Raw genomic sequence first — 21,788 nt, 5'->3', positions numbered from 1 at the left:
GCCGTGCGTTGCTCACGGACCGAAGTCCCGGACGGGCCGCGTGTGCGGTCACGGACAGAAGTCCCCTGTGAGCCGCGTGTGTTCGGCACGGACCGACGTCCCGTACCCGCTGCGTGCGTTCGGCGCGGACGGATTCAGCGGCCGGGCTGCTGAATCCGTTCGGTTTCCTCTATTGGACCTCCGCCCGTGACCGGCCGCAGGCTGGACGCCGGTTCCGCAGCGCGCCCAGCCGGAAGAGGTCACGCCCATGCACACCCGCCGTATCGGTGACACCGAGGTCCGCGCCATCGGCCTGGGCGCCATGCCCATGTCGATCGAGGGGCGGCCCGACGAGGCCCGTTCCCTCGCCACCCTGCACGCCGCGCTCGACGCCGGGGTGAACCTCATCGACACCGCCGACGCCTACCACCGCGACGCCGGAGAGGTCGGCCACAACGAGACCCTGATCGCCAAGGCCCTCGCGGCGCACGACCGCGGCGGCGACGTCCTGGTCGCCACCAAGGGCGGCCATCTGCGTCCGGGCGACGGCAGTTGGACCGTCGACGGCAGCCCGAGCCATCTCCGGGCCGCCTGCGAGGCGTCGCTGCGGCGGCTCGGGGTGGAGGCCATCGGGCTCTACCAGTTCCACCGCCCCGACCCCGACGTGCCCTACGCCGAGTCCGTCGGCGCGCTGCGCGACCTGCTCGACGAGGGCAAGATCCGGATGGCCGGGATCTCCAACGCGGACCCCGCGCGCATCCGCGAGGCGTACGACATCCTCGGCGGCCGACTGGTCTCCGTGCAGAACCAGTTCTCCCCGGCCTTCCGCTCCAGCGAGCCCGAACTGCGCCTCTGCGACGAGCTGGGGATCGCGTTCCTGCCCTGGAGCCCGCTCGGCGGCATCGTCCGGGCCGGTGAACTGGGCTCCCGCTTCGCGCCGTTCGCGCGGATCGCCGAGCGGCACGGGGTGAGCCCGCAGCGGGTGTGCCTCGCCTGGATGCTCGCGAAGTCCCCGGTCGTCGTGCCGATCCCCGGCGCCAGCCGCCCGGAGACCATCCGCGACTCCGTGCGGGCGACCGAACTCGCCCTGACCGCCGAGGAGATCGCGGAGCTGGACACCGTCTGAGGGCACCGCCCGCCGGGGCCGCGTGTGGACGCCGTCCCCGGCGGGCAGAGACTGCCTGCCGCCGCGCGGGGTCACCCGTCCGGTCACTGGGGAGGGACACCGACGATGGCTCCGTCGACGGAGAGACCGCTCGACCACCGCTACCGGGACGAACACCCGGTCCGCACGCTCACCTACCTGTTCCGCGCCGACCGCCGCCGACTGGCCGCGGCCGGCGCCGTGTTCACCGTCAAGCACAGCCCCGTCTGGCTGCTGCCGCTGATCACCGCGTCCATCATCGACACCGTCGTCCAGCACCGGGACATCGGCCGCCTCTGGCTCAGCACCGGCGTCATCATGTTCATCCTGGTGGTCAACTACCCGCTCCACCTGCTCTACGTGCGCCTCCTGTACGGGAGCATCCGCCGGATGGGCACCACCCTGCGCTCCGCGCTCTGCACCCGCATGCAGCAACTCTCCATCGGCTACCACGCCAAGGTCAGCGCGGGCGTCCTGCAGGCCAAGGTGGTCCGGGACGTGGAGACGGTCGAGCAGATGGTCCAGCAGACCGCCGAGACCGGGCTCGGCGCGATCACCGTGCTGCTCGGCGGCATGGTCATCATCGCCGTGCGCACACCGGAGTTCGTGCCCGTCTTCCTGGTCGTGGTGCCCGCCGCCGCGCTCGTGGTGGCCCGGCTGCGGGCCCGGCTGCGCCACCACAACGAGCACTTCAGGCACGAGGTCGAGACACTCTCCTCGCGGGTCACCGAGATGACCCGGCTGATACCCGTCACCCGCGCCCACGGCCTGGAGGGCAAGGCGCTGCGCCGCATGGACGGCACCCTGAGCCGCCTGCTCACCTCCGGCAACCGCCTCGACCTCGTCAACGGCCGCTTCGGTTCGCTCTCCTGGGTGGTCCTCAACGTGGTCGGCGTGCTCGTCCTGGCGGGCGCGGCCCTCGTCTCCTACTACGGCGTCTGGGGCGTCACGCCCGGCGACGTCGTCATGCTGAGCGCCTTCCTGACCACCCTCACCGGCTCCGTCACCACCCTCGCCGGACTCGCCCCCGTCATCACCAAGGGCCTGGAGTCGGTGCGTTCGGTCGGCGAGGTGCTCCAGGCGCCCGAACTGGAGGACAACGAGGGCAAGAAGGAGCTGACGGCGCTGCGCGGCGCCGTCGCCTTCGAGCACGTCGGCCTCGCCTACGACGACGCCGAGCGGCCCGCCGTACGGGACTTCACGCTCTCCGTCGCGCCCGGCGAGACCATCGCCCTGGTCGGTGCGTCCGGCGCGGGCAAGTCCACCGTCCTCAACCTCGTCATCGGCTTCATCCGGCCCACCTCCGGCCGCCTGCTCCTCGACGGCACCGACATGAACACCCTCGACCTGCGCACCTACCGGCGGTTCCTGTCGGTGGTCCCGCAGGAGTCGATCCTCTTCGACGGCACCGTCCGGGAGAACGTCGTCTACGGCATGGACGACGCCGACGAGGAGACGGTGCGCGCGGCGCTGCGGGACGCCAACGCGCTGGAGTTCGTCGACCGGCTCCCGCAGGGGCTCGACACCCTGGTCGGCGAGCGCGGGGCCCGGCTCTCCGGCGGCCAGCGCCAACGCCTGGCCATCGCCCGCGCGTTGATCCGCGACCCCAAGGTGCTCGTCCTCGACGAGGCGACCTCGGCGCTCGACACCCGCTCCGAGGCCCTCGTCCAGGAGGCGCTGGCCCGGCTGCTGCGGGGCAGGACCACCTTCGTCGTCGCGCACCGGCTGTCCACCGTGCGGGGCGCCGACCGCATCGTCGTGATGGGCGACGGCGGCATCCTGGAGGTCGGCGGCCACGACGAACTCCTGCGCGGCGGCGGCGCCTACGCCGCCCTGCACCGCGGGCAGGCCGTCGCCTCCTGACCCGCGGCCCGCCCGGTCCCGCGCGGTGCGCCGCCCGTCAGGCCGCGCTGCTGCGCGGGACCCGGTGCGGGCAGGCCGCGTCGTGGTCGGTGCCGAGACTGGTCCACCAGCGCTCGCAGCAGGCGGCGTCGAGCGACGCCCGCACGATGTCGTCCGCCGCCCGGAACACCCGCCGGTCGGTGAGGGCGGCGTCCCGCAGCAGGTCCTCGATCACCGTCTCGCGCACCACGGAGATGACCGGGACCACGCTGGCGGCCGTGAACAGGAACCCGGCCCAGAGCGGGCCGTGCCGGAACTCCTCGACCGCCGTCAGGGCGAGTCCGGCGGCGGTGGCGAGGTGAAGGGCGCAGAGGAGACGTCCGGTACGGTTCATGGGTGGTCACCGTTCGTGCTGGGATCGTTGCTCTGTGTTCAACGTCGCGCGGCGCGTGGGGACGCGGGTCGAGGGATGTTTTGCGTCACATGCGGTCTCTGGCGCGGAAGATGTGGTTGATCCGCCCTGTGCGGGGAACACGAGGCGGAAACCGAGAGAGGGGCGCTTTTCGTGCTGGTTCAGGACCCGAAGGCCGTCAGAACACTGCTCACCAGGTACGCGACGCTGCGGATCGCCCAGGCGCGGCGGGAGTCGCCGTCCGCGAGCCGGGAGTTGGCGGAGGTGGGTCAGGCGCTGTGCGCGCTGACCGGTGCCGCGACCGTCGAGGACGCGGTCGCCGCGGCCGACGCCCTGCTCGACGCGGGCGCCGCGCCGAGCGGGGACGGTGAACTGCCGCTGGCGGTCTGACCGCCGGGACCGGAGGGCTCGGCCGACCGGCCGCGGAACGCCGTCCGGTACGCCTGCGGGCTGGTGCCCACCACCTGGCGGAACCGCTCACGGAACGCGGTCGGCGAGCCGAACCCGGCCTGGCGCGCGACGCGTTCGACCGGCAGGTCGCCGCTCTCCAGCAGGTACTGCGCCCGGCGCACCCGCGCCGCGAGCAGCCACCGCAGGGGAGTCGTCCCGGTCTGTTCGCGGAACCGCCGCCCGAAGGTGCGCTCGCTCATGCCGGCGCGGGCCGCGAGGGTGCCCACGGTGATCTCGTCGGCGAGGTGGTCGCCGATCCACTCCAGGACCGGCTCCAGTGCGCTGCCGCGCGGCACCGGCGGATGCTCGTGCACGATGAACTGGGCCTGCCCGCCCTCCCGTTCGAGAGGGACGACGGCGCGGCGCGCGGAGTCGGCGGCGACCGCCGAGCCGTGGTCGCGGCGCACCAGGTGCAGGCACATGTCCAGCGCCGCCGCCGCGCCCGCCGAGGTGATGATCTGTCCGTTGTCGACGTACAGGACGTCCGGCCGCACGTCGATCTCCGGGTGGCGGCGGGCGAGTTCGGCGGCGGCGGCCCAGTGCGTGGTCGCGGGCAGCCCGTCCAGCAGGCCCGCCTCGGCGAGGACGAACGCGCCGGAGCAGACCGACGCGATCCGGGTCCCGGCGGCGGCGGCCTCCCGCAGCGCGTCGAGCGCGGCCGGCGAAGTCGGTCCGGTCGCCGGATTGCAGCCCGGCACGATGACCGTATCCGCGCTCCGCAGCGCGTCGAGGCCCCGGTCCACCCGCAGGACCAGCCCGTCGCCCCGTACCTCGGGCGACCCGGCGCACACCCGCACCCGGTAGGGGCGGCGGCCGTCGGGCAGCCGTGCCCAGTCGAAGACCTGGAGGGGCGCCGACAGGTCGAACGGCACCACGTCGTCGAGCGCGAGGATCTCCACAGCGTGCATGGCGGCCACGATAGGCGGGTTCCCGCCGCCGCCGTGACCAGGGCACCCGCGAACAGTCGCTGGCCGGGGCACCTGGCGGGAATCCGTCGATCCCTGTCGTTCCGGCCACTGGGAAGCATGATCGGCCGTCCCTAGTCTGAGCCGGGTACGGCCCACGCACCCCGGAAGGCGCCCGATGACCCACGTCCTGCTGATCCTGCACGTCCTCGCCGCCATCGTGGCGATCGGACCGGTCACCGTCGCCGCGAGCATGTTCCCGCCGGCCGCCCGCCGGGCCCTGGACGCTCCCGACGGGGTCGGGACGGTACGGCTGCTGCACCGCATCTGCCGGGTCTACGCCACGGCGGGTGTCGCGGTACCGGTCCTCGGGTTCGCCACCGCGGCGGCGATGGGGGTCCTCGGCAGCGGCTGGCTGATCGCCTCGATCACCCTGACGGCCGTCGCGGCGGGGCTGCTGATCGCCTTCGTCCTGCCCCACCAGGACGAACTGCTCGAACAGGTCGGTTCGGGGCAGACCGTGGAACGCGCGCACACCGTCCGGCTGGCGATGTCCACCGGGATCTTCAACCTGCTCTGGGCCACCGTCACGATCCTGATGATCGTCCGTCCCGGCTCGACGACCGGCGTCTGACCAGGTCGGCGGTGTCGCCCACGCCACACCGCCGACCGTCAAGCGCTCCGGGGTAATTCACACCCCGGTGTGCCCGTACGCATACACTCGGCAGCCGTGCCCGCGTACGTGGGCCACACAGGAAAGGCGTGCTGACGGGTGTTCCAGGATTCCCCCATCTACGACCGACTCGTCGCCGAGCGCGGCGACATCCCCGCTCAGGCCCGCAGCGAGGCCGAGCGCGTGAGCCGGGAACTGGAGTACGTCATGCGGCCGTTCCAGTCCTCCCTGGGGCACGCGCCAGGGGCCGAGCGTCCCGCCCAGCCGGGCGCGGGCTGGCAGCGTTCGGCCCTGCTGCCCGGCTCCCACTGACGCTCCCTCAGCACACCGTACGGTCCGAGTCGTCGACCCGCGCGCGCGGTTCGGGCCCGGGGCGCGCCAGCCACTCGGCGATGGTCCGGGCGATGGGCTGGCCCGTCTCGACCTCGACGAACCCGAACTGGCCCGACTGGTTGCACTCGAGGAACCACCAGGTGCCGTCCGCGTCCTCCGCGAAGTCGAAGGCACCGTACGCGAGTTCGGCCTCCCGCAGATAGGAGCGGACGCCGCTCGCCACCCGCGGCGGCACCTCGGCGGCGCACCACGGGACATCCGAGGACGCGAACCGCACGTCCACCTCGTCGGGGTCGGCGTCGCGCGGGGTGGCCTTGCGGGCGGCCAGCAGCTCCCCGCCCACCACGGTCAGCCGGATGTCGGCCCGCTTGGCGACCCGGCGCTGGAGCAGCGTGGGTCCGAACGCCACCGCCGTGAAGTCGGCGTCCGGCGGTACCCGGCTGGTCGGCACCGCGCGCGGCGGGTCCTGCGGATGGGCCCCGGAGACCGGCTTGACGACCAGGTCCGGATAGCGCTCCGCGAACTCCCGCGCGGCCTGCGGGAACGTCGTGATCAGGGTGGCGGGCACCGGCAGGCCGCAGCGCTGGGCCAGCCGCAGCTGCCAGGGCTTGTGGCGGGCCCGGGTGGCCGCCTCGGGGTGGTTCATCCAGCGGGCGTCCGTGCCCCGCAGCATCCCGTACAGCGCCTGTGACGCCTCCTCGGTGAGCCAGGTCGAGGGAGCGACCGCCCGCGCGGCCGGTGAGCCGGGCCTGCGGACCCACACCGACCGCAGTCCCGAGAGGCTCACCAGCCGTCCGGCGGACTGGAGGTGGCCGCGGAACCGGCCGTGCACGAACTCCCCGGAGAGCGCCACGCCCCCGGTGAGGTCGGCCGGATCGAGGCGGACCACGGGGACCCCCGACGCGTTGAGGTGCACGACCACCATGTCGGCCGTCACGTCCTCTTCAGAGGTCAGGATCAGCACGGTCATCGTCTGCGGTTCCGCGTTCAGTCGTCGAAGTGAGTCTTGGAGCCCGCGGTGGACGTCGTCGTCCCCACCTCCCTGAGCAGGGCGAGGTCCCGTGCGGCGACCCGGCCGTCGAAGAGAACGTTCAACTGCAGCCCGGTGTCGTAGACATACGGCACGGTGGACTGCGACTCCACCGCCGGACGTGCGTAGTTGAGCGCGAACGGTTGCATCGAATCTCCCCTGTCGGTGCTGCGCCGATCGAGCGGTCCCGCACTGCGACCCCGTCCGATCCGCCGACTGCCTTGCCCTTCCAGACACTTATACGAATCGAACGGGTGATTGGTTTCCTTACTCTCCGTAGTCACGGGGAGGATTCATGACCAATTGCTCGTCCGGAGCGGAGCGCAGGGTGCGCAGCGCGAGGAGCAGGACGCCGATGTCGTCCAGGTACACGGGGTCCGGAATCAGGTCGGTCGGCAGGACGAGGTAGAGCAGCGCGCCCCAGAAAACCCAACGTGGGCCGGTGGGCAGCCCGGCGCGGCGCAGTTCCCTGCGCGTGCGCACCAGACGCACCATCAGCACCACCGCCACCGCGAGAACCAGCACGGCGAGGACTCCGGCGGCCACGGCCACCACTGTGATCGACTTCACGTTTCCTCCCCAGCACTCGGTCGTCGCACCACGACCCTCTTCCCGGTTTCCCGCATTCCCCGTTCCTACGTATCCGACCACCCGTCAGCGTGGTGGCCGCGGTCACACCGCTGGGTCACCCGAGTGGCAGCGCGCGCGGGCGGAGCTTAGAAATGGTCAACGAAACCCAGCGTGGCGCGTGTCGGGGGACGCGGCCCGCAGCCCTCTCCTCTGGAGCCGAGCATGAGCTTCCGCTCATCAGCACCCGATCCGACCGAAGCCCCCATACCCACCCGGGACGCCGACCCGATCACGGCCGTCGTCCACGCGGCCGTGGCCGACCGCCCGCTGGAGGAGGTCGCGCACCTGATCACCCTCCTGGAGCAGTCGCCCCAGTACGCGCAGGCGACCGTCGACGCGCTGCGCGCGATCGGCACCAGCCGCTCCGTCGAGGACGTCACCCGTCTGGTGGCGCTCCTGACCCGACCACCGCGCGACCCCGAGAGCGCGGACGAGGCGATCCGGGCCGCGGCCGAGTGCCGCCCGGTGGAGGAGGTGACCCGGCTGATGTCACTGCTGAGCCGGACACCCCTGGAACCGCACGCCGGACGGGAGGCGGCCCGGGTCGCCGCGACCGCCCGGCCGATCGAGGACCTCGTGGAGCTGATCGGGCGGATGAGTGTCGAGCGCGACACCCCGGCCCCGCCCGAGGCGCCCCCGGACGCCGACCCGTTCGCCGCCCAGCCGCAGGAGCGGCCCGACGACCGGCCCGCCGTCCAGCCCCTCGCCGCCGGACCTCCGCCCGCGGCCCGTCCGGCGCCCGCGCGGCCGGCCGCCGCCGATCCCTTCGGCGCGGAGCCCGGTGACGTCGAGTCGGTCCCGCCGATCGAGGTGATCGAGGGCCGCACGCCCCGCCGCCTGCCGCGCACCGCGGAGAGTCCTCCCGCCCGGCGCCATCTGGCCTGGCCGAGCCTGGCCGCCGCCGGTGTCCTGCTGCTCTGCGCGCTGCTGTGGTTCCCGCCGCACGGCGACGGCGTCCCGATGCGGGCCTACGGCTTCGCGCTCGGCGTCTTCGTGCTCTGCGCGCTGCTGTCCGTGCTGCTCACCGTCCGCCCGGCGCTGCCGGTCCTGGCGGGCGCGGTGGTGGTGCCTGCGCTGCTGGCGGCGGCCCAGGTGTTCGAGGGCCGCGTCCACTCGGCGCAGCTCTCGCAGGCGCTCTCGCTGGCCCTGGCGCCGAGCTGGGTGGCCGGTCTCGCCGCCGTCTTCGCGTCGCTGACGGCGCTGGTCGCGCTGCTGGTCCGGCTGACCTGGCAGCCGCCGGTCCTGGAGACGGCCGCGCCCAGGCAGCTCGCCGAGGCGGGCCCCGCCGAGGGCTGACGGCTCAGCCGCCGTCCCGCCCGGGACGGTCCGAGGGATCCTCGTCCCCGCTTCCGCGGTCCGCCGCGGGCGCGGGGCGCGGACTTCTGCCCGCGTCCTTGAACCAGCCCAGCCTGCGCGTCAGTTGCTGCAACGGCGTCCCCGCGGGCGGCTCCGCGGACGGTGCCCGGGGCGCGGGTTCGCCCCCCGACTCGCGGTACACCTGGAGCGCCTCGTGCGCCCGCTCGGCCGCCTCCCGGTACAGATCGCGGGACTGGGTCATGGCGTCCAGCGCCTCCGCGTACATCGCCACCAGCGCCCGCTGGCGGACCAACTCCTCCTCCAGGGTGGTCAGATGCCAGTCGTCGCGCAGCGCGGCGAGGGTCTCTCCCGCGCCCTCGGGCAGCGGCCTGGTCAGCCCCGCGTAGCGGATGACCGCCGCGACGAGGTCCTCGGGCCGCGAGCCGTCGAGGAAGACGGTGCGCACGGCGAGGCCCTCCGCCTCCTCCCGGGACACGTCCACCGGCAGCACGACGGCGCCGCCGCGCGGGACCTCGATCCCGAAGTCGCGCAGCGCGAAGTTCACCACCCGCAGCTGGTCCGGCGCGGCGCGGTGCTCCACCACCCGGTGCCTGATGCCCGGCGGCAGATGCCGGTGCAGCGGCAGCCGCCCCTGCCCGTCCGGCGTCATCGCCTCGTGCACGACGACCCCGATGGTCCAGCCGCCCCGCACCGAGTCGCGCAGCAGGGCCCTGATGTCCTTGTCCTCCTCGGGCAGCCGGTGGGCGGCCCGCATCCGCAGCCCGGTGCGCGGCTCACGGTCCCAGGCCTCGGTGGGGTCGTCCGGCCAGAACATGGTCGCCGGTGACGGCCACTCCTGGTCCCAGGCGCGTTCGGCCTCGGCCGCCAGCACCCAGTCCCTGCCGTCCGCGCCGTCCCGGGCGAGGGAGAGCCTGGCCCGCACGATCACGTCACCGGCGGCCTTCCAGCGCGCCTCGAAGACGTACTCCGCGATCGTGGCGGCCTCGGGAGGCTCCATGTGGTCGTCGATGACCCCGTCGAGCTTGTGCCGCTCCAGGGTCTGCCGGACGACGGCGGCCGGGTCGGGGCCGTCGTACCGGCCCCGGGAGAGCCACAGGGTCGGCGGGTGGGCGGTGCGGGCGCTGGTCGTGGTGGCCATGGGTCCTTGCCGGGGGCGGGGACGGGTGCGTCCACCAGTATGGACACTGCGGGACGCGCGACGGACGACGGGGTGCGCGCCCACGGCGCGGGACCGGGAGCCCGGCCCCGCACACGGGGGTGTGCGGAGCGCGCTCGGGACCGCGGGGCCGCACCCGTGCCGCCCGGTCCGCGCGGCGGTCGCACCGGCCCGGACGGGGTCCGCCCGCGATCCGCTCGGGCGGGTCCCGTCACCCGCGCGGCGCACAGAGACCCGCAGGGTCACTCCGGGGTGCGCCGTGTTGCCGCGCGCCTCGGGGGCGGACGCGCCGACGGGCCCGGGATCGCTCTCCCGGGCCCGTCGGCGTCGCTCGCTCGTGTCCGTGGGGGTGCGGACGCTCAGGCGCCGCTCTCCCTGAGCATGTCCTCGCGCTCGACCAGCTTCACCCGCTCGCGGCCCTGCGGCTCGCCCAGCGCCTTCTCCGCGGCGTCGAGGCGGTACCAGCCCTCCCACGTGGTGTACCGCACGCCGCGCTCGCCGAGGAACGCGTCGACGGCCTCCGGCGCGGGCGCGGTCGGCTCCTGGAGCCTGCCCGCGGCGAAGTCGGCCAGCAGGTTGGACACCGTCTCGTTGGCGTCGCCCTTGGTGTGCCCGATCAGACCCACGGGACCGCGCCTGATCCAGCCGGTGACGTACGTCGAGGTGAGGTGGTCGCCGCCCTCCTGCACGACCCGGCCGCCCTCGTCGGGGACGGTGCCCGAGTCGATGTCCCAGGGCAGCTTGGGCAGCTTGTCGGAGAGGTAGCCGACCGCGCGGTAGACCGCGGTGACGTCCCACTCCTTGAAGGCGCCGGTGCCCTTGACGTTGCCGGTGCCGTCCAGCGCGGTGCGCTCGGTGCGCAGGCCGACCACCTTGCCGTCCTCGCCGAGGATCTCGGTGGGCGACTCGAAGAAGTGCAGGAACAGCTTGTGCGGCCGCTCGCCGACGTCGCGGATCGCCCAGTTCTCCAGGGTCTTGGCGACCATGTCGGCCTGCTTGTTGCCGCGCCGGGTCTCGATCGAACCGGCGTCGTAGTCGATGTCCTCGGGGTCGACGATGACCTCGATGTTGGGGGAGTGGTCCAGCTCCCGCAGCTCCAGCGGCGAGAACTTCGCCTGCGCCGGGCCGCGCCGCCCGAAGACGTGCACCTCCAGCGCCTTGTTGGCCTTGAGGCCCTTGTGGACGTTGGGCGGGATCTCCGTCGGCAGCAGTTCCTCGGCGGTCTTGGCGAGGATGCGCGCGACGTCCAGCGCCACGTTGCCGACCCCGAGGACGGCGACCTTCTCGGCGTCGAGCGGCCAGGTGCGCGGCACGTCCGGGTGGCCGTCGTACCAGGAGACGAAGTCGGCGGCGCCGTACGAGCCGTCGAGTTCGACGCCGGGGACGGACAGCTCGCGGTCGGCGGTCGCGCCGGTGGAGAAGATCACCGCGTCGTAGAACGCGCGGAGGTCGTCCAGGCTGATGTCCGTGGGGTAGTCCACGTTGCCGAAGAGGCGGATCTGCGGCTTGTCGAGCACCTGGTGGAGGGCGGTGATGATGCCCTTGATGCGGGGGTGGTCGGGGGCGACGCCGTAGCGGATCAGGCCGAACGGGGCCGGCATGCGCTCGAAGATGTCGATGGACACACCGGGCTCGGCGGCCACGTCGGACTTGAGCAACGCGTCGGCGGCGTAGATCCCGGCGGGGCCGGCTCCGACGATGGCTACCCGCAGGGGGCGGGGCATGATCAGGTTCCCTTCGAGCGGCGACATAATCGACTCGACGAAAGCCTAAACTAAGGCAAGCCTTACTCGGTACATCAGTCCGGCCTATGGGCTCATAACCCGACGTTATGAGCGGGGCCCGCCGCTGATGAGGGTACCGCAGCGGGCCACCGCGCCGCGCCGGGGGCAGGCGCGGCGGCCCGCCCCGGGTCAGCCGATCCGGAAGCTGTCGCCGTACACCTTCCACGCGAGGGGGGTGTCGAGGCAGAGGTTCCCGTCGCGCAGGAAGACCCGCTGCGCCGTGTCGACACGGCTGGTGTCGCTGTGCGCCTCCTCCTGCCGCATCGCCCACACCCGGGCGTCGAGGAACGCGTTCAGCCAGGTCGCCTCCGCGCCGCCCTGCGCCGGGGGCTTCGCGGACCGCAGGGCCCGCGCCCTGATGTTGCGGAAGCTGGTCGGGTCGCCGCCGTCGCCGTGCATGACGATGGCGTCGTAGTACGCGAACTGGCCGAGCGTGCCGACCCTGTCCGTCTTGCCCTGCTGCACGGCCGGGTTGAAGTACACCCGGTCCCGCTCGTCGTTCTGCGCCTGCTGGAAGACGGTGTCCTGGGCGGCCGTGCGCCAGTCGCGCGGGAAGTCGGGGTCGAGCCCGGAGTGCGAGTCGCTCCCGTTCACCCGGCGCAGCGCCGGGAGGTACTTCGCCAGCACATTGCCCGGCTTGCGGTCGGCGTAGAGCTGGACGAGGTCGAGCATGTCGCCGGTGCCGGAGCAGAAGCCGATGATGCCGGCCGTGTAGCCGCGGCCGTCGCCGATGTCCTCGATGTAGCGGTACTGCGCCTTCCAGTCGAGCGAGGAGTTCTCCGCGCTCGACACCAGCTTCATGGCGATCTCCTTCTTCGCCGGGTCGTCGAGGGGCGCACAGGCCGCCGCGGCGGTCCCGCTCGCGCTCGCGGTCGCCGGGCGCAGCAATGGCGCCGCTGCCAGGGAGGCGCCGACCAGGGCGAGCAGGGTGCGACGGGTGGGGGTGAGGGGGCGGACGGGCTCGGGCGTGCCGTCGGACGGAATCGTCACGGGGGCTCCAAAGGGGGAGTGGGGGGTGGGTGTTCGTGACTCTGTTAGGAAGGTTTCCTATCAGAGGGCGCGCGCGGCGCACACCCGTCGCGGAGGAAGTTCGTAGGGACCTACGAAGCGGGTCCGGCGCGTCCCCGCCGGACCCGGTACCGACCCGTCAGGGGAGCTGCTGCTCCGCCCAGATGACCTTGCCGTCCGGCGTGTACCGGGTGCCCCAGCGTTCGGCGAGCTGGGAGACCAGGAACAGCCCGCGGCCGCCCTCGTCCGTCATCGCCGCGTACCGCAGGTGCGGCGAGGTGCTGCTGCCGTCGTGCACCTCGCAGATCAGCGTCCGGTCGAAGAGCATCCGCACCCGGATCGGCTCGGCGCCGTAGCGGATGGCGTTGGTGACCAGCTCGCTGAGGACCAGCTCCGTGGTGAACGCCAGCTCGTCCAGGCCCCATCCGGCCAGCCGCCGGGTGACGGCGGCCCGCACCTCGCCGACGGACGCCGGGTCGGACGGCACCCCCCACTCCGCGACCCGGTCGGCGGAGAGCCCCCGGGTGCGGGCGACGATCAGCGCGACGTCGTCGCTCTGCCGGGCCGGGACGCGCGCCTCCAGGACCGCCCGGCAGGTGTCCTCCGGCGACCGCCCGGCCCGCTCCAGCGACCGGCGCAGCAGTTCGAGCCCCTCGTCGATGTCGCGCTCGCGGTCCTCGACGAGCCCGTCCGTGTACAGCACCAGGCGGCTGCCCTCGGGCAGTTCGAGCTCCGCCGTCTCGAACGGCAGCCCGCCGAGGCCGAGCGGCGGACCGGCCGGTACGTCGGGGAAGTCGACGGTGCCGTCGGGCCGGACCACGGCGGGCGGCGGGTGCCCGGCCCGCGCGATGACGCACCGCCGGGAGACCGGGTCGTAGACCGCGTAGACGCAGGTGGCGCCGGTGACCGGCGCGGTGCCGTCCTCCGTCTCCTCGTCCTGGTCGATGCGGCCCACCAACTCGTCGAGCAGCGCGAGGAGTTCCTCGGGCGGCAGGTCGAGCGCGGAGAAGTTGTGCACCGCCGTGCGCAGCCGTCCCATGGTGGCCGCCGCGTGCAGCCCGTGCCCGACGACGTCCCCGACCACCAGCGCCACCCGGGCGCCGGAGAGCGGCAGCACGTCGAACCAGTCGCCGCCCACCCCCGCCTGCGCGGGCAGGTACCGGTAGGCGATCTCCAGCGCCGACTGCTCGGGCAGCCGCCGCGGCAGCAGACTCCGCTGCAGCGTGACGGCCATGCTGTGCTCGCGGGTGTACCGGCGGGCGTTGTCGATGGAGACCGCGGCCCGCGCCACCAGCTCCTCGGCCAGGGCGAGTTCGTCGTCGTCGAAGGGGTCGGGCCGCTCCGCGCGCCAGAAGCTGACCACGCCGAGGACCAGCGAACCGGTGCGCAGCGGCACCGTGATCAGCGAGTGGATGCCGTACCCCATGACCTGGGCGCTGCGCTCCAGATCCTGTTCCTTCCAGCCCGGCGCGCCCGCCAGTTCGGCCTCGAGCACCGGCTTCCCGGTACGCAGCGTGCGGGCCTGCGGCGCCGAATCGACGTACCTGATCTGCTGGTTGAGCGGATACAGCGGGGCGTCCCCGCGGACACCGCTGAACGCGACCCGGCGCAACGGCGTCACCGCCTCCGGGGTGCCGCCCGCGAGGACGGAGTCGAAGAGGTCGACGGTGACGAAGTCGGCGAACCGGGGGACCGCGAGATCCGTCAACTCCTGCGCGGTGCGCGTCACGTCGAGACTCGTGCCGATGCCCACCCCGGCGTCGTACAGCATGTCGAGCCGCTCCCGTGCCGCCTCGGCCCGGCCGGAGAGCGCGCGCAGCTCCGTCGAGTCGCGGACGGTGGCGACGGTCCCCGGCGGGCCGCCCCTGACGTCGGTGGAGCGCTGGTTGACCGCCAGCAGCCGGTCCTTGACGCGGTGCACCTCGTCGGTGGCGACCCGGCCGGACGCCAGCAGCTCCGCGGTGTCGGGGGCGAGCCCCAGATCGCGCGCGTGGCGGCCCTCGGCGTCCGGCGGGAGGTCGAGCAGCCGCTGCGCCTCGTCGTTGGCGAGCAGCAGCCTGCCCTCACCGCTGACGATGATCACGCCCTCCCGGACGGCGTGCAGCACCGCGTCGTGGTGCTCGTACATCCGGGTCATCTCGTGCGGTCCGAGGCCGTGCGTCTGGCGCAGCAGGCGTCTGCTGACCAGCGCGGTGCCCGAGGTGGCGAGGGCCAGCGCGGCGGCCGCGGCGAGCAGCACCAGGGGGAGCTGACGGTCGGCGGCGCCGCCCACGGTGTCGGTGGTGATCCCGGCCGACACCAGGCCGACGACCTTGCCGCCGGGCGCCTCGACGGGGACGACCGCCTGGACGAGGTGCCCGATCGTGCCGTCGACCTCCTCGGTCGAGGGGCGTCCCGCCAGCGCGGGCGCGATGTCCCCGACGAACTTCTTGCCGATGCGGTCGGGCCGCGGGTGGGTGTAGCGGATGCCGTCGGTGTTCATGACGACGATGAAGTCGACGCCGGTCGCCTTGCGCGCGGCCTCGGCACGCGGCTGGAGGACGGCCGTCGGGTCGGGGGCGGCCAGGGCCTCCCGGGTGCCGGGGGCGTTGGCGAAGGCCTCGGCGACGGCCACCGAGCGGTTGCGCGACTCGTCGGTGCTGTCGTGCCGCACCTGGAGCACCAGCGCGACGACCGCGGCGACCACCAGCAGCAGCACGATGAAGACCTGGAGCAGGAACACCTGTCCGGCGAGGCTGCCCGCGCTCAGCGAGGAGCGCAGGGAGGCGGCACGCGCCCGCAGCGTCCGGGCGGGCGCCGCGCCCCCGGGACCGCCGCGCGCGCCGTTCCCGGCAGGCGTGCTTCCCGGCGCACGCCGGGCGCGCGCGTCCTCGGCGGGTGGGGTCGCCCGAGCCGTGGAGCGACCCGGAAGTCGGACCATGTGCCCATGTCTACACTGCCTCGGCCCCTGAGGCGAGAGCCGTCACGGAGGGTGAGGGCCGGTGGCCGGGCGGCTCGGGCGCGGCCCGCTCCCGGCGCCGGGCCGGGAGGCGAGCAGCAGGGCGATGTCGTCGGGCCGGTCGGTGGTGCGCCGGGCGGTCTCGGTGAGCAGGTCGGCGAGCGCGGGCAGCGGGGGTCCGGCGGCGGGCGGCCGGGCCTCGGCCAGAGCCGCCCGCAGCCCCTCGATGCCGTCGTCGATGTCCGCGCCGGGCCGCTCCACCAGGCCGTCCGTGTAGAGGGCGAGCACTGCCCCCGGGTCGAGACGCACCTCGGTCACCGGGTAGCGGGCCCGGGGGTCGACCCCGAGCACCACCCCGCCGGGCAGGTCGACGACCTCGGTGCGGCCGTCGGGGCGGCGCAGCAGCGGCGGCAGATGCCCGGCCCGCGCGGCGCGCGCGACGCCCGACGCCGGGTCGAGGCGCAGGTAGCAGCAGCTCGCGAAGAGGCCGGGGTCGAGGTCGATCAGAAGGTGGTTCGTCCCGGCGAGCACCTCGTCGGGCGGCCGGTCGCCGAGCGCGAACGCCCGCACCGCGGTGCGCAGTTGACCCATGGTGGCGGCGGCCTGCACCCCGTGCCCCTGGACGTCCCCGATGACCAGCGCGAGGCCGTCGCCCGACTCGACGACGTCATACCAGTCGCCGCCGATCTCCATGCCCTGGGTGCCCGGCAGATACCGTCCGGTGGTCTCCACCCGGGGGTGCGCGGACAGCCGCCGGGGGAGCAGGGCGTGCTGCAGGCCCCGGGCGAGCGCGGCCTCGCTCTCGTAGCGCTGGGCCTTCTCCAGGGCGTGCGCGATGAGCCCGGCGAGCGCCGTGAGCGCCGCGCGCTCCTGGGTGCTGAAGCGCCGGGGCAGATCGAAGCCGAGGATGCAGGAGCCGACCGGGCGCCCGGAGGCGATCAGCGGCAGGAAGGCGCGCGAGCCCCGCTCCGCGTCCAGCGCGATGCCCGGGTAGGCGGCCGTCAGCCGCTCCATGGAGTCGAAGAACAGCGGGCGCCCGGTGGTCAGGGTGCGCACGCCCGGCAGCTCGGCGTCGAGGCCGACGCCCTCGAACGGGTCGAGGAACCCGGCTGGGAAGCCGTTCTCCCAGGCCAGATAGAGGCGCCGGTCCTGGAGCAGGTAGATCGCCAGCCGACGGCCGCCGAACGCGGGCAGCAGCTCCCGCATGACCACCGCCGACACCTGCCGCGCGGTCACCGCCTCGGAGAGCGCGATGGCCAGCGCGATCGGCCGGTACAGCGGCGCCACCGACGGCGCCTCGGGGACGTCGCCGCCCGCCTCCTCGTCCGACGGCTCGGGCAGCCGGTGCGCCGGACGGAACGTGCAGGTCAGCACCGTGGGGCCGGGGTGGATCGCGACGTCGAGCCACAGCTCGTCCGCAGCCGCGGGACCCTCCCGCGAGCCGTCCGGTGCGCCCGCGTGCGCGCCGGATCCGCCCGGCAGCCCCGCGTGGAAGCGGATCGGGTCGGGGGAGAGCAGCGCGGCCCGCATGTGGTCCTCCCCGGCCGGTCCGCCCAGCCACGGCACCGCCTCCCACAGCGGGCGCCCCAGCAGCTCGGCGGACGCGCGCCTCAGGAGCTCCCCGGCGCGCGGGTTGGCGTACCGGACCAGACCGAGCCGGTCGAGGCAGAGCACGCCCTCGGGCAGCAGGTCGGCCGCCGCGTCCCCCGCCGCACCGGTCCCCGGCTCCACGACCAGCCCGAACACCGGCCGGGCCCCGGCGCGGGCGGCGCCGTCGCCGTGGTCCGCAGCTCCAGCAGCCGCAGCGTGCCGTCCCCGGCGCGCACGTACAGCGGCAGGGGCGGTGGCCGTCCGGCCGCCGTGTCCCGCAGGGCGGCCAGCATCCGGGCCGTGTCCCCCGGCGCGACGGCGTCCGCGAGCGCCGCCACCGGGCCGGACAGCCGCGCGGCCGGGGTGCCCAGGAGCGCGGCCAGCCGGGCGTCGGCGGTGACGGTGTCCGTGACCGGGTCCCAGCCGAAGCCGCCGGAGCGCCCGGCCGCCGCGCGGGTGACCGGCGGCGGCACGCACAGCGGCTCGTCGTCCCAGGTGACGGCGGCGGGGTCGGCGCGCGCGAGCCGCAGCAGACGCGCCCCGAGCCGGCCGGCGAGGTCCGCCACCTGCTCGCGTGCGGTGCCGATCTCGGTGGCGTCGGCGGCCGAGGGGCGCAGCACGGTCAGCACCCCGAACGTCCGGTCACCGCCCACCACCGGCACGTACAGCGAGCCGAACGGGAACGGCAGCCCGGCCGCGAACTGCGGATAGCGGCGCATCGCCTCCGTCGCGTTCGGCAGCACCACCTCGGTGCCCAGCCGGTAGGCGTCGGCGACCGGGAACGGCCGGTCCACGTGCAGCCGCCACCAGGGCTTGAACAGCGGCCCGGGGAGCCCGGCGAGCACCGCGAGCCGCAGCAGCCCGGCGCCGCCCGAGCGCAGGTAGACGCCCGCCACGTGCCCGTCGGCCGTGCGGACGGCCTCCGTCGAGGCGTCGATCAGCAGCCCGGCCAGCCCTTCCGGTGCCCGGTCCGCGCCCGGAGCGCTCCCCGTCATCGATTCACCTCGTCCGTGCCCGCCGAGTGGGTGACACAGCAAGAATGCGCCATCCGGGTGCCGTGGCGCACCCGCAGCGCCCCCGGTGCGCGCCCGCGACGACGGCCGGTCCGACGCGGTCCGGCGCGGGCGCGGGGGCGCGGATGCCGGGCCGGGCGCCGGTCCATGTACTGGCCAAGCGTTTCCCGCCGCGGGGCAACGGACCGGCAACGCGCCGCCCACGCCGGTCATGGCTTGGCCAACCGCATTCCGCACGTTGGTCACGAGTTCACCGTCAAAACCTGACGCCGCGCGTTGAACCCGGCGGAGAGTTCTCGACGGCCCGCTCCGCACCGCGGGCCGGCGTACTCCGCAGGGCTCATCACGCTCAAGAAGGGGCAATCATGGCCGAGCTGACACGCCGTAGACTCCTGGGTTCCGCCGCCGGCACGCTGAGCGGTGCCGCGGCGCTCTCCCTCCTGCCGCCGAGCGTCCAGAAGGCGGTCGCCGCCGGACCTCCCGAACGCGGCTCGCTGGCCGACATCGAGCACGTCGTCCTGCTGATGCAGGAGAACCGGTCGTTCGACCACTACTTCGGCACGCTCAAGGGGGTCCGCGGGTTCGCCGACCCGAGCGCGCTGACCCTCGACGACGGGCGGTCCGTCTTCTACCAGCCCGACACCGTCAACCCGAAGGGCTATCTGCTGCCCTTCCATCTCGACACCCGCACCACCAGCGCCCAGGCCATCCCGTCCACCAGCCACGCCTGGTCGGTGCAGCACGACGCGTGGAACGGCGGCCGGATGGACCGGTGGCTGCCCGCCCACCGCAAGGCCGACGGCGTCAACGGGCCCTATGTGATGGGGTATTACACCCGCGAGGACATCCCGTTCCAGTTCGCGCTCGCCGAGACCTTCACCGTCTGCGACCACTACCACTGCTCGGTCTTCGGCCCCACCTGGCCCAACCGGCTGATGTGGATGAGCGGCACCATCGACCCGGGCGGCACCCAGGGCGGCCCGATCATCAGCAACGTCGCCCCGGCGCCCTACCGCTGGACGACGTACGCCGAACGGCTCCAGGAGGCCAAGGTCAGCTGGAAGGTGTACCAGCAGACCGACAACTACGGCTGCAACATGCTGGAGCAGTTCGCCGCGTTCAAGAACGCGCAGCCGGGCTCCGAGCTGTACGAGCGGGGGGTCCGCCCCCAGCCCGCCGGGACCTTCGAGGACGACGCCCGCAACGACCGGCTCCCCGCCGTCTCCTGGCTGATGCCGACCAGCTACCAGTCGGAGCACCCCGACTACCTCCCGGCCGCGGGCGCCGACTTCGTCGCGTCGAAGATCGAGGCGATCGCGTCCAACCCGAAGGTGTGGCGCAAGACGGCCTTCATCCTCAACTACGACGAGAACGACGGCCTGTTCGACCACGTGCCCCCGCCGACCGCGCCCGCGGGCACCGCCGACGAGTACATCCAGGGCCTGCCGATCGGCGGCGGCTTCCGGGTCCCGGCGATCATCATCTCGCCCTGGACCGTGGGCGGTTGGGTCGCCTCCGAGTCCTTCGACCACACCTCGGCGCTCCAGTTCCTCGAACGCTTCACCGGGGTCGCCGAACCCAACATCAGCGCCTGGCGCCGGGCCACCTTCGGCGACCTCACCAGCGCCTTCCGCTTCGACTCCACCCGCCCGAGCGCGCCGAAGCTCCCGGACGACACGGCGGAGCAGCTCGCCAAGGCCAAGGAGGAGGTGGCCACGCTGCCGAAACCGACGCTGCCCGGCGCCGACCAGCACTTCCCCACCCAGGAGCGGGGCCGCCGCCCCCAGGTGTGAGACGCGGGGAGGGCCCGGGAAGCGCCGCCCGGACCCTCCCACCCGGACCGCGCGGCCTCAGACCCAGGTGTCCAGCCACATCCGGGCCCGCCAGTCCACCGTCGGGATCATCGTGCCGGTGTACAGCGGGAAGAAGTAGACGAAGTTCCAGGCCACCAGCAGCACCAGCAGCCCCACCGCCACCGCGCCCGCGTCCCGCCGCCGCTGGCTCGACTCGGCCCGGCCGAGCAGCGCGCCCGCCGTCATCGCCACCGCGAGGGCCAGGTACGGCACGAACACGACCGCGTAGAAGTTGAAGATCGTCCGGTCCTGGTAGGCGAACCACGGCAGGTACCCGGCGGCCACCGCGCACAGCACCGCGCCCGCCCGCCAGTCGCGGCGCAGCGCCCACCGGAAGAGGAGGTACCCGAGCGCCGCGCACGCCGCCCACCACAGCACCGGCGTGCCCAGCGCCAGGATCTCCCGCGAGCAGCCGCCCGGCGCCCGGCACCCCTCCTGGCCCGCGAGCGGCGACTCGTAGAAGAACGACACGGGCCGCCCCTGCACCAGCCAGCTCCACGGATTGGACTGGTAGCGGTGCGGGGTGTGCAGGCCGATGTTGAACTCGTAGACCGCGTGCTGGTAGTGCCACAGCGACCGCAGCGGCGCCGGGACCCACGACCAGGTGCCGCCCCGGCCCTCGGCCCAGTGCCGGTAGTAGCCCTGGCCGGAGACGAACCAGCCGGTCCAGGTGGCCAGATAGGTCAGCACGGCGACCGGCACCATGGACAGCACCGACCAGGGGGCGTCCTTGCGCAGCGCCGTCGCGTACGGCCGGTCCGCACCGGCGACCCGGCGCGCCCCGACGTCCCACAGCAGGGTCAGGGCCGTGAACAGCACCAGGAAGTACAGGCCGTTCCACTTGCAGGCCGCCGCGAGACCCAGCAGCACCCCGGCGGCCAGCCGCCACGGCCGCACCCCGGTGCCGGTCGCCGTCGCGGCCCGCGCGTCGGGACGGGCCCGGCCGTCCGCGTCCACCGGCAGTGAGGCGGCCAGCGCGGCACGCGCCCGGTCCCGGTCGACCAGCAGGCAGCCGAACGCGGCCAGCGTGAAGAACATGACGATCAGGTCGAGCAGCGCGGTGCGGCTCATCACGAAGTGCAGCCCGTCCAGCGCCAGCAGGGTGCCCGCCAGGCAGCCGAGGAACGTCGAACGCAGCAGCCGCCGCCCGATCCGGCACAGCATCAGCACCGACAGCGTGCCGAGCAGGGCGGTCATGAACCGCCAGCCGAACGGATCGAGCCCGAACAGGCCCTCCCCGAGGGCGATCACCCACTTGCCCATCGGGGGATGCGCCACGAAACTGCCCGCGTCGGAGAGCGGCAGCGCCTGCTGGTGCGCCAGGATCTCCGGGTCGACGACCTTGCGGTCGGGCCAGGTGCCCTCGTAGCCGAGCCGCAGCATCGACCAGGCGTCCTTGGCGTAGTACGTCTCGTCGAAGACCACGGCGTGCGGCGAACCGAGCCGCCAGAACCGCACCGCCCCGGCCAGCAGCGCCACCAGGAGCGGGCCCGCCCAGCCGGTCGCCCGCGCGATCAGCCCCGCCTCCCGGGGCGCGAGACCGAGCGCCGTCCAGAGCCCGGTGGGCCCGGGGAACGGCGGGACCAGCAGATCCCGGGTGTCGGTGCGGGGGAGCGGGGTGTGCCCGGCGTCGCGCAGCCGACGCGCCCAGGCATCCGACTCCCCACGCGGGCAGCCCTGTTCAGGTATCCGGTCCGGGGTCCGGGTGTCACTCGTCACCGGGTCATCGTA

Annotated in this window: 16 protein-coding genes and 2 pseudogenes; 7 read left to right on the top strand and 11 right to left on the bottom strand. The window is 73.9% G+C overall.

Translation table 11 applies throughout. From position 1 onward, the window contains the following. Positions 1 to 247 precede the first annotated feature (247 nt). Together GA0115242_RS14680 and GA0115242_RS14675 are read left to right on the top strand one after the other, a co-directional pair. The gene (locus GA0115242_RS14680; RefSeq protein ID WP_093828435.1) at positions 248 to 1,105 is read left to right on the top strand and encodes an aldo/keto reductase; all 858 of its coding nucleotides are present in this window, start codon (positions 248 to 250) and stop codon (positions 1,103 to 1,105) included. 105 nt (positions 1,106 to 1,210) lie between these two features. Continuing rightward, positions 1,211 to 2,986 (top strand): ABC transporter ATP-binding protein, encoded by a 1,776-nt coding sequence (locus GA0115242_RS14675; protein WP_093828433.1) that lies wholly within the window; start codon positions 1,211 to 1,213, stop codon positions 2,984 to 2,986. Between the two features lie 37 nt (positions 2,987 to 3,023). Here the strand turns inward: GA0115242_RS14675 and GA0115242_RS14670 are convergent, their stop codons facing one another. Continuing rightward, positions 3,024 to 3,359 (bottom strand): hypothetical protein, encoded by a 336-nt coding sequence (locus GA0115242_RS14670; RefSeq protein ID WP_093828431.1) that lies wholly within the window; start codon positions 3,357 to 3,359, stop codon positions 3,024 to 3,026. 171 nt (positions 3,360 to 3,530) lie between these two features. Here GA0115242_RS14670 and GA0115242_RS41585 point away from each other — a divergent pair. Beyond that, positions 3,531 to 3,662 (top strand): annotated as a pseudogene (locus tag GA0115242_RS41585) (DUF5133 domain-containing protein); the annotation flags it as partial. Here GA0115242_RS41585 and GA0115242_RS14660 read toward each other — a convergent pair. Then, the gene (locus GA0115242_RS14660) at positions 3,647 to 4,735 is read right to left on the bottom strand and encodes a GlxA family transcriptional regulator (RefSeq protein WP_141721595.1); all 1,089 of its coding nucleotides are present in this window, start codon (positions 4,733 to 4,735) and stop codon (positions 3,647 to 3,649) included. The pseudogene GA0115242_RS41585 and the gene GA0115242_RS14660 overlap by 16 nt on opposite strands. A 175-nt stretch (positions 4,736 to 4,910) precedes the next feature. On the opposite strand from GA0115242_RS14660, the gene GA0115242_RS14655 reads away from it, so the two are divergent. Both GA0115242_RS14655 and GA0115242_RS14650 read left to right on the top strand, forming a co-directional pair. Continuing rightward, positions 4,911 to 5,366 (top strand): DUF2269 family protein, encoded by a 456-nt coding sequence (locus GA0115242_RS14655; protein ID WP_093828427.1) that lies wholly within the window; start codon positions 4,911 to 4,913, stop codon positions 5,364 to 5,366. A gap of 138 nt (positions 5,367 to 5,504) precedes the next feature. Next, a complete protein-coding gene (locus tag GA0115242_RS14650) occupies positions 5,505 to 5,717 on the top strand; it encodes a hypothetical protein (RefSeq protein ID WP_093828425.1) in 213 nt (70 codons plus the stop codon). 7 nt (positions 5,718 to 5,724) lie between these two features. Here the strand turns inward: GA0115242_RS14650 and tgmB are convergent, their stop codons facing one another. The 3 genes from tgmB to GA0115242_RS14635 all read right to left on the bottom strand — a co-directional run bounded on the left by tgmB (position 5,725) and on the right by GA0115242_RS14635 (position 7,338). After that, entirely contained in the window at positions 5,725 to 6,708 is a 984-nt protein-coding gene (gene tgmB / locus GA0115242_RS14645) for an ATP-grasp ribosomal peptide maturase (protein ID WP_093828423.1), read from the bottom strand. Between the two features lie 17 nt (positions 6,709 to 6,725). Beyond that, complete coding sequence (tgmA, locus tag GA0115242_RS14640; RefSeq protein ID WP_093828421.1) at positions 6,726 to 6,917, bottom strand: putative ATP-grasp-modified RiPP; 192 nt, start codon at positions 6,915 to 6,917, stop codon at positions 6,726 to 6,728. 118 nt (positions 6,918 to 7,035) lie between these two features. Further along, entirely contained in the window at positions 7,036 to 7,338 is a 303-nt protein-coding gene (locus tag GA0115242_RS14635) for a YkvA family protein (RefSeq protein ID WP_176729813.1), read from the bottom strand. Positions 7,339 to 7,560: 222 nt separating this feature from the next. On the opposite strand from GA0115242_RS14635, the gene GA0115242_RS14630 reads away from it, so the two are divergent. Beyond that, positions 7,561 to 8,694: a YIP1 family protein gene (locus GA0115242_RS14630; protein WP_093828417.1), complete on the top strand. Its 1,134-nt coding sequence runs from the start codon at positions 7,561 to 7,563 to the stop codon at positions 8,692 to 8,694. Positions 8,695 to 8,698: 4 nt separating this feature from the next. Here the strand turns inward: GA0115242_RS14630 and GA0115242_RS14625 are convergent, their stop codons facing one another. From GA0115242_RS14625 to GA0115242_RS14605, 5 genes and pseudogenes are all read right to left on the bottom strand, one after another. Then, entirely contained in the window at positions 8,699 to 9,853 is a 1,155-nt protein-coding gene (locus tag GA0115242_RS14625) for a hypothetical protein (protein WP_093828415.1), read from the bottom strand. 377 nt (positions 9,854 to 10,230) lie between these two features. Beyond that, positions 10,231 to 11,595 carry an FAD-dependent oxidoreductase gene (locus GA0115242_RS14620; RefSeq protein ID WP_093828447.1) on the bottom strand — a complete coding sequence of 455 codons (1,365 nt, stop codon included), beginning with the start codon at positions 11,593 to 11,595 and terminating at the stop codon, positions 10,231 to 10,233. 189 nt (positions 11,596 to 11,784) lie between these two features. Next, the gene (locus GA0115242_RS14615; RefSeq protein WP_176729814.1) at positions 11,785 to 12,639 is read right to left on the bottom strand and encodes a chitosanase; all 855 of its coding nucleotides are present in this window, start codon (positions 12,637 to 12,639) and stop codon (positions 11,785 to 11,787) included. Positions 12,640 to 12,802: 163 nt separating this feature from the next. Beyond that, positions 12,803 to 15,583, bottom strand: coding sequence for a SpoIIE family protein phosphatase (locus GA0115242_RS14610; protein ID WP_093828411.1), 2,781 nt, complete (start codon positions 15,581 to 15,583; stop codon positions 12,803 to 12,805). 42 nt (positions 15,584 to 15,625) lie between these two features. Continuing rightward, positions 15,626 to 18,186: pseudogene (locus GA0115242_RS14605) on the bottom strand (SpoIIE family protein phosphatase). Between the two features lie 383 nt (positions 18,187 to 18,569). Between GA0115242_RS14605 and GA0115242_RS14600 the strand changes: the two are divergent. Next, positions 18,570 to 19,997, top strand: a complete 1,428-nt coding sequence (locus GA0115242_RS14600; protein WP_093828409.1) for an alkaline phosphatase family protein — start codon at positions 18,570 to 18,572, stop codon at positions 19,995 to 19,997. Between the two features lie 57 nt (positions 19,998 to 20,054). Here GA0115242_RS14600 and GA0115242_RS14595 read toward each other — a convergent pair whose 3' ends face one another. After that, on the bottom strand, positions 20,055 to 21,776 hold the full coding sequence (locus GA0115242_RS14595; RefSeq protein ID WP_093828406.1) for a dolichyl-phosphate-mannose--protein mannosyltransferase: 1,722 nt from the start codon (positions 21,774 to 21,776) through the stop codon (positions 20,055 to 20,057). Positions 21,777 to 21,788: the final 12 nt, after the last annotated feature.

The organism is Streptomyces sp. SolWspMP-5a-2 (assembly GCF_900091845.1).
GTDB lineage: Bacteria > Actinomycetota > Actinomycetes > Streptomycetales > Streptomycetaceae > Streptomyces > Streptomyces doudnae.
The sequence above is the reverse complement of the archived record's forward strand: the minus strand, read 5'-3'. Positions and strand labels throughout refer to the sequence as shown.

Coding starts and splice junctions, on each gene's coding strand:
- GA0115242_RS14680 (WP_093828435.1), top strand. CDS start 248: ATGCACACCCGCCGTATCGGTGACACCGAGGTCCGCGCCATCGGCCTG.
- GA0115242_RS14675 (WP_093828433.1), top strand. CDS start 1,211: ATGGCTCCGTCGACGGAGAGACCGCTCGACCACCGCTACCGGGACGAA.
- GA0115242_RS14670 (WP_093828431.1), bottom strand. CDS start 3,359: ATGAACCGTACCGGACGTCTCCTCTGCGCCCTTCACCTCGCCACCGCC.
- GA0115242_RS14660 (WP_141721595.1), bottom strand. CDS start 4,735: ATGCACGCTGTGGAGATCCTCGCGCTCGACGACGTGGTGCCGTTCGAC.
- GA0115242_RS14655 (WP_093828427.1), top strand. CDS start 4,911: ATGACCCACGTCCTGCTGATCCTGCACGTCCTCGCCGCCATCGTGGCG.
- tgmB (WP_093828423.1), bottom strand. CDS start 6,708: ATGACCGTGCTGATCCTGACCTCTGAAGAGGACGTGACGGCCGACATG.
- tgmA (WP_093828421.1), bottom strand. CDS start 6,917: ATGCAACCGTTCGCGCTCAACTACGCACGTCCGGCGGTGGAGTCGCAG.
- GA0115242_RS14630 (WP_093828417.1), top strand. CDS start 7,561: ATGAGCTTCCGCTCATCAGCACCCGATCCGACCGAAGCCCCCATACCC.
- GA0115242_RS14625 (WP_093828415.1), bottom strand. CDS start 9,853: ATGGCCACCACGACCAGCGCCCGCACCGCCCACCCGCCGACCCTGTGG.
- GA0115242_RS14620 (WP_093828447.1), bottom strand. CDS start 11,595: ATGCCCCGCCCCCTGCGGGTAGCCATCGTCGGAGCCGGCCCCGCCGGG.
- GA0115242_RS14610 (WP_093828411.1), bottom strand. CDS start 15,583: ATGGTCCGACTTCCGGGTCGCTCCACGGCTCGGGCGACCCCACCCGCC.
- GA0115242_RS14600 (WP_093828409.1), top strand. CDS start 18,570: ATGGCCGAGCTGACACGCCGTAGACTCCTGGGTTCCGCCGCCGGCACG.